Origin of the sequence: Sandarakinorhabdus sp. (assembly GCF_040398665.1) — a bacterium.
Lineage (GTDB): Bacteria > Pseudomonadota > Alphaproteobacteria > Sphingomonadales > Sphingomonadaceae > Sandarakinorhabdus.
The window spans coordinates 76,232-83,304 of sequence record NZ_JBBATQ010000014.1 but is presented as its reverse complement, the minus strand read 5'-3'; the positions used below and the strand labels follow the sequence as shown (position 1 = coordinate 83,304).

At 65.3% G+C, this 7,073-nt stretch carries 6 protein-coding genes; 4 read left to right on the top strand and 2 right to left on the bottom strand.

Going from position 1 to position 7,073, the window contains the following annotated elements:
* From ABWP22_RS15020 to phnX, 3 genes are all read left to right on the top strand, one after another.
* On the top strand, positions 1–866 hold an 866-nt coding region (locus tag ABWP22_RS15020), incomplete at its 5' end, for a DUF5690 family protein (protein ID WP_353200798.1).
* Between the two features lies 1 nt (position 867).
* Positions 868–1,977, top strand: a complete 1,110-nt coding sequence (locus tag ABWP22_RS15015; RefSeq protein ID WP_353200801.1) for a TIGR03364 family FAD-dependent oxidoreductase — start codon at positions 868–870, stop codon at positions 1,975–1,977.
* On the top strand, positions 1,977–2,762 hold the full coding sequence (gene phnX, locus ABWP22_RS15010) for a phosphonoacetaldehyde hydrolase (RefSeq protein WP_353200797.1): 786 nt from the start codon (positions 1,977–1,979) through the stop codon (positions 2,760–2,762). Before ABWP22_RS15015 ends, phnX begins: the two co-directional genes overlap by 1 nt.
* On the opposite strand, the gene ABWP22_RS15005 is transcribed toward phnX, so the two are convergent.
* Both ABWP22_RS15005 and ABWP22_RS15000 read right to left on the bottom strand, forming a co-directional pair.
* Positions 2,753–3,313 carry a phosphonate degradation HD-domain oxygenase gene (locus tag ABWP22_RS15005; protein ID WP_353200796.1) on the bottom strand — a complete coding sequence of 187 codons (561 nt, stop codon included), beginning with the start codon at positions 3,311–3,313 and terminating at the stop codon, positions 2,753–2,755. The genes phnX and ABWP22_RS15005 overlap by 10 nt on opposite strands.
* 8 nt (positions 3,314–3,321) lie before the next feature.
* The gene (locus ABWP22_RS15000) at positions 3,322–4,218 is read right to left on the bottom strand and encodes a tyrosine-protein phosphatase (protein ID WP_353200795.1); all 897 of its coding nucleotides are present in this window, start codon (positions 4,216–4,218) and stop codon (positions 3,322–3,324) included.
* A 221-nt stretch (positions 4,219–4,439) separates the two neighbouring features.
* Here ABWP22_RS15000 and ABWP22_RS14995 point away from each other — a divergent pair, with 221 nt between their 5' ends.
* The gene (locus ABWP22_RS14995; RefSeq protein ID WP_353200794.1) at positions 4,440–6,905 is read left to right on the top strand and encodes a TonB-dependent receptor; all 2,466 of its coding nucleotides are present in this window, start codon (positions 4,440–4,442) and stop codon (positions 6,903–6,905) included.
* Positions 6,906–7,073 lie beyond the last annotated feature (168 nt).

The following is a 7,073-nucleotide window of genomic DNA, read 5'->3' as shown; positions in this document are numbered from 1 at the left end:
TTTTGGGGGCCATGCTGTGCGGGGCGTTCATCCTGGCCTCGGGTGTGGTCAAGTCGGCCGGTGCGCTGTTGCTGCAGGCCGGCGTGCCGGAACATTGGATGCCGGCCGCCACCGGCCTGCCGTTTTTTCCGGTGCTGATCCTGTCGTTATGGCTGCTGGAGCGGATGCCGCCGCCATCGGCCGCCGACGAAGCGGAGCGAACGCCGCGCCGCCCCATGGACAAGGCCGAGCGGTCGGCCTTTCTGCGGGCGCATGGCTTGCCGATGGCGCTGTTGTCGGCCAGCTATGTCGTGCTCACCGCCATGCGCGATTTCCGGGACAATTTCGCGGCCGAGCTGTGGACGGCGTTGGGCATGGGCGGGTCTGCAGCCGTGTTTTCCACCAGCGAGTTGCCAGTGGCGGTAATCGCACTGGGCGCGCTTGCCGGGCTGATCCTGGTGCGCGACAATGTGAAGGCGATGCTGGCGATGCATGGGGTGATCATGCTGGGCGGCGCGCTGCTGGGACTGGGCACATTGGCGTTTCAGGCCGGGCTTGTCGGCCCCATGCCGTGGATGATCATGGCTGGCGCCGGGCTGTACCTGGCCTATCTGCCGTTCAACGCCATGCTGTTCGACCGCATGATCGCCGTGCTGGGCCGGACCGCCAATGCCGGATTCCTGATCTACATCGCCGATACCGCCGGCTATGCGGGCAGCATCGCCTTGCTGTTGTGGCGCAGCCTGTTTGCCCCAGCGGTCGATTGGGTGCCCTTGTTCATCGCCTGTGCCCATGTTGCGGCCGTCCTCATCATCGTGCTTACGGGCGTATCAGCGCTGTATTTCTGGCGGCGAGCCAACCACAAACGGGAGATCGTGATTGTCTGAAGTGATCGTGGTGGGTGCCGGCATCGTCGGCCTGGCCCATGCGCTGGCCGCAGTGCGGGCCGGCGCGCGGGTGACCGTGGTGGACCGGGATGCGCGCGCAAACGGCGCCTCCATCCGCAACTTCGGCTTCATCACCGTCACCGGGCAGGAACGCGGCCGCGTGTGGAATCTGGCCAGGCGCAGCGCCGGCATCTGGCGTGACGTCGCGCCTGCCGCTGGCATCCGCATCGAACAGCAAGGCCTGCTGGTGGTGGGACAGCGCCCCGAGGCCGCGCCGGTGCTCGATGGCTTCATGGCCACCGAAATGGGCGAAGGCTGCCGGCGCCTGACGGCTTCGGCGCTCGGCGATCTGTGCCCGCAGGCCCATGCCCCTGCCGGCGCCATCTTCAGCCCGCACGATCTGCGCGTTGAATCGCGCGAGGCGCTGCCCCGGCTGGCCGCCTGGCTGGCCGCGGCGCACGGCGTACGCTTCCGCTTTGGCAGCGCCGTGGTGGGCGTGGAAACCGGCCGTGTCGCGCTGGCCAATGGCGAGACGCTGTCCGGCGATGCCATCTTCGTCTGCCCGGGCGATGACTGGGCTTCGTTGTTCCCGGCCGTCTATGCCGAAGAAGCGATCACCCGCTGCAAATTGCAGATGCTGCGCCTCGCCGCGCCGGGCTGGCGGCTGCCGGCCCCGGTGATGAGCGACCTCAGCCTGGTGCGCTACCTCGGCTATGCCGCGTTGCCCGAAGCGGCCGCCCTCAAGGCCCGGCTCGCCACGGAGGCGGCCGAAGCATTGGGCTGGGGCATCCATCTGATCGTGGTGCAGAGCGCCGATGGCAGCCTGGTGGTGGGGGACAGCCATGAATATGGCCCAACGCCCGATCCCTTCGGCCGCGCCGACATCGATGCCGCCATGCTGCGCCAGTACGAGGCCGTGCTGGGCGCGGCACCGGCCGTGACTGAACGCTGGACGGGCACCTATGCCTCGGCCGCCGGCCACAGCATCGTGCGCGCACCGATGGCTGGCGTGCATCTGGTGGTGGTAACCAGTGGCACCGGTGCCTCCACCGGTTTCGCGCTGGCCGAGGACGTGGTGAACGGGGTGTTCGGCAAAGGGGAGCCAATTTGATGCGCGCAAATCTGCAGGCTGTGGTGTTCGACTGGGCGGGCACGATGATCGATTTCGGCAGCCGTGCCCCGGCAGTGGCGTTGATCAAGCTGTTTGAAGGCTTTGACGTGCCGATCAGCGAGGCCGAGGCCCGCGCCGACATGGGCATGGCCAAGCGTGACCATATCGCTGCCATCCTGGCACAGGCCCGCGTGGCCGCGGCCTGGGCCGCACGTCATGGCATGGCCCCCGATGTGGCCGACGGTGACCGGCTGTTTGCCCGCATCACCCCCCTGATGCAGGCAGCCGCGCGCGAAACCGCCATCCTGATTCCGGGCGCCGCCGATGTGGTGCGCCAGTTGCGCGGGCAGGGTGTGAAGATCGGTTCGTGCACCGGCTACACGCGCGAGATGATGGAAGCCATTCTGCCGGCCGCCGCCGCACAGGGCTATGCGCCCGATTGCCTGGTGTGCGCCGGCGACACGGCATTTGGTCGGCCTTCGCCGCTCATGCTCTGGAAGAACATGGTGGAACTGGGCGTTTGGCCAGCCACCGCCGTGGTGAAGGTGGACGACGCCGCCGTGGGCATATCCGAAGGGCGCAGCGCCGGCACCTGGACGGTGGGCGTTGCCGCCAGCGGCAACAGTGTGGGCCTTTCGGTCGAGGCGCTGGCGGCGCTGCCGGCGCAGGATCGGGCCGCGCTTGTCACTGCTGCCCGGGCCGAACTGCTGAAGGCCGGTGCCCATGTGGTGATCGATACGGTGGCCGATCTGCCAGCGGCGCTGGCCGGCTTTGCCTACGGTTGATCGGGGACGCCCAGCAGACTGGTGAGCAAGGGGCGCCAGCGTTCAAGCGGCGGCACCGTGCACTGCGGATCCTTGGCGGCATCATCCCAGCGGCGCAGCGCCAGGGCATCGGCGGCATGTGGGTGCGCGCCGAAGCGAGCCTGTTCTTCGGCATCCATTGGCCCGCCCTGCAGGCCCAGGCTGAGCATGGAGGCAGCGCTGAGACCGGCCTGGTATGCCGGATCGACCGCGCAAAGATAGCGTTTGGCCGCGACATGCAGGCGAACAGGTTCGGTGACCTCGGGCCCGAACCAGCGGGCCAGCAGGTCCGCACCCCGATCTTCGTGACGGGCATCGATGCCGGCATGCTCCGCCGCCGCGCCGGCATCATCGAGCAACTGGCCAATGTCATGCAGCAGTGCGGCCGCCACAAGCGCAGGGGCGGCACCTGCCGCCTGTGCCATCACGGCGCACTGCGCGCCATGGGCATATTGCGTCACGTCCTCGCCATAATGCTGCTGGCCGGCGCGGTGGAACGGGGCCAGCAATTGATCGAGGGTCGCAGCGATCATGGTGTGCGTCACCGGGTTGAGCGCTCCGTGTAGAGCCGCACCAGTTCGCGCCGCTCGGCCCGGCCCAGGCCCAATGCGTCGGCCAGATAAGCGTCGACGCCACCCTTGTGGGCATCCATCGCGGCGAACACCGCATCGATATAGCTGCGATCAACGCCCATGATCGCCTTCAGCACATCAGGCGGCAGGCGTTGATACGCCGCAGCGCCTGCCGTGCCGTTCCCCATTTTTGCCGGATCGAAATAGCGGTTGGACAGGAGATAATCCTCGATCACCGCTTCGCGCGGCACGCCAAGCGCGGTCAGCAGCAAGGCCGCGGCGATCCCGGTGCGATCCTTGCCGGCCGAACAATTGAAGGCGAGTGGCGCTTCGCCGGCCAGCAGCTCGGCAAACATTCGCCGATACTGGCCGTTGAATTGGCCGAGCATCGCGGGATAGCTGCTCGCCATCGCCGCCCGTGCGCTTTCCCCGGTGGGGGCCGCGCCGCCGAACACCGCCGCCAGCGCCCGCATGTCGAGCGTGTAATCGTCGGCCAGCACGCGCGGCGCCGAAGCGGCCGGCCAGGCCACGGCCTGCGCGGCCCGCTCATTCTTGTCACGCAAATCGCAGACGGTGCGGATGCCAAGGCGCGCCAGCGTGGCGAAATCCGCCGCCGTCAAATTGTTCATGGCGCCGGAACGATAGAGCAGGCCCCAACGCGTGGTGCGGCCATCCGTGGTGCGATAGCCGCCCAGATCGCGAAAATTATTGCCGCCCTGCAGCGGCAGCACGCGCAAGTGCTCGGCCGCATTGGGGGCAGGCTGCGGTTGCCGTGCGGCCAGAGGGGTTGCCGAAAATTGTGAAGCCGCAAATGCCAGCGCAATTGCTGCGGCAAGAGGCAGGCGGCCCATTTCAAATTGTCGCATGGCATTGCTCCTAGGCTGATCGGCCATGCGGTAACCGGTTCCTGTTACCGAAAAATTTCACCTCGGCCGCGGTGTTGCGGGCAAAATATACATTTCAGTAATGATCGGCGCGTCACGAAATTGCAAAAAGACTGCCGGCGTTTCGTAGCAAAAGCCGTGCAGGAGCCCCCCTCGGGAGCGGAGCCGCAGGCGGCCCCGCACATGTTGATCAGGGGGCAATCATGATACGCAACGTCCAGGCACATTGGTTCACCGCGTCGATTCTGGCGATGGCCGTGGCAGCAGCAATGCCCGCCCAGGCGGCTGAAAATGCCGCCGAGGTCGCAGCTGCGGCGGTTGCCGAGGATGCGGAAGGCCTCGCCGAAATCGTCGTCACCGCGCAGAAGCGCAGCGAAAATCTGCAGAAGACGCCGATCGCCATCGCCGTGCTGGGCAGCGCCCAACTGACCGATCGCCATGTGGTGTCGCTGCTCGATCTGGGCGATGGCGCCATTCCGTCGTTGAAGATTGCGCCGTTCTTCTCGCGCCCCGGCGTGCTCGTCATCAACATCCGCGGCGTCGGGGTGATGGCCGACAGCAACCAGCCGGCCCGTGATCAGGGCGTCGGCGTCTATGTCGATGGCGTCTATCTCGGCCGTGCGCAGGGCCTTGGTGCCGCGCTTTATGATGTCGAGAATATCGAAGTGCTGAAGGGCCCGCAGGGCACGCTGTTCGGACGCAACACCATGGGTGGCGCGGTGAGCATTGTCACCAAGAAGCCCAGTGGCCAGTTCAAGTTCAACACCACCATGGGCGTTGGCAACTACAACAGCTACAACGCGGTCACCCACATCGATCTGCCGGAAGTCGCCAACATCAGCTTCAAGATCGACGGCATTCTTTCGCGTCGCGACGGCATGGTGGACAACCCATTGCAAGGCCAGAACGATTTCAACAGCTTCGACAAGCGCGGCATTCGCCTTGAAGCGTTGTGGCGCCCGACGGACAATTTCAGTGTCGATGTCGCGGTGGACAACAGCTATGACGCCACCAGCACCCTGTATCTGCAGCAGGTTACCCGCCCGCTCGGCCTTCCGGCCACGGCCACCGCGCCGGCGATCGCGCCCAACTTCGTGGCAGGGATCAACCCGGTGTCGGCAACCCGGCTCAGCGCCGCCAAGGTCGGCGTGCCGCAGCCGCTCAGCATCGGCAAGACCGAAGGCTATCGCCTTGGCGTGGAATGGGACGCGGCTTCGAACTTGAAGTTCAAGTCGATCACGGCCTATCGCGTGATGAGCCAGACCCAATGGGACAATGGCTCGGCAGATTCGACGCTGTCGATCGCGCCGACTGCGGCCAATCCCAATGGCAACTTCCTGATTGCCACCGCCGGTGGGCCTTATCAGTTCGCCCGGATGAGCGTGGCGCCATTCCGCCAGAACCAGGTCAGCCAGGAACTGGAAGCCGTCGGTGAAATCGGCCGCGTGAAATTCGCTGCCGGTGCCCTGTTCTATCAGGAAAAGGTGCAGGACAACGCCCAGGCGTTCAACACCAATGTCGTCACGGATGCTGCCGGCACAACCTTCGCCCTGCGTCAGATCGATTTCAACACGCAGGTCATCCAGCGCGCCAGCTATGTGCGGGTCACCAGCATTGGTGTGTTCGGCCAGGGCACCTACACGCCGCCGATTGCCGACGACAAGCTCCACCTCACCTTGGGTGGCCGTTGGACCCGCGACGACAAGCAGGGCAATCTGTTCACCATCAACGGCGCGCTGCCGGTCGTGCCGGTCAATGGCGTCAACGTCTCCGGCAAGATCCTGCTCGATCAGGCCTGGAGCCGCTTCGATCCGATGGTCACCCTGGCGGCCGAAGTGACAGACGATATCCTTGTCTATGGCAAGTGGAGCACCGGCTATCGTTCGGGCGGCGCCAGCTCGCGCTCGTTGACCTACCGTGCGTTCAATCCGGAATCGGTCTCGATCTTCGAAATCGGCGGCAAGGCCCAGTTCTTCGACAACCGGGTGCGCTTCAATTTCGCGGCGTTCACCGGCACCTACAAGGATATCCAGCTCGATTTCAGCGGCCTGTATGAAGACGTGATCAACGGCGTGCGCGTCACCACCACCCGCACCACCACCGACATCATCAATGCGCCGGGCACCGGCCGGGTAAAGGGGTTCGAGCTCGAATTTCTGGTCAACCCGGCCAAGGGCCTGACCCTGTCGGCGAGCTATGCCAAGAACCTGGTCACCATCCCGTCGACGCTCAACCCGTTCCCGCAGACGGGCGGCGTGCTGATCCCCGTGCCGGTGCCGATCTATCAGGTCTATACGCCGGAAAACACCGCCAGCGCCTCAATCGACTATGATCTGCCGATCAAGGACTTCAACCTTCACGCCCACCTTGATGGCAACTATGACTCCGGCTTCTATGCTGCCTATACCGACGTCACCTATGATCCGGTCACCCGCGCCGTGCGCTATGCCCAGCCGAAGGGCGACGCGACCTTCATCGTCAACGGCCGCCTGGCCCTTGCCGATATCCCGCTCGGCAGCGGCAATGGCAAGCTGACCTTGGCAGCGTGGGCCCGCAACCTGCTCAACGCACAGTATGTGTTCTACAAGGCTGGCAGCCCGCAAGGCGGCATCAGCGGCTTCTTCAACGATTTCCGCACCTATGGTGTGGAAGCCAATGTGAAGTTCTGACAACCGCGTCCTTGTCGCGGAGGGTTCATGACCTTCGGATGATTAGACGCGGGTTTCCAGCGTGATCGCGTTCAGGCGCGGCAGGATTCGCTGATTTGGGTACCAAAGGGGCCAGCACGAGTACCACCGTGCTGGCCCTTTCCCCAAGGTCAAGCCCTGACCTATGGA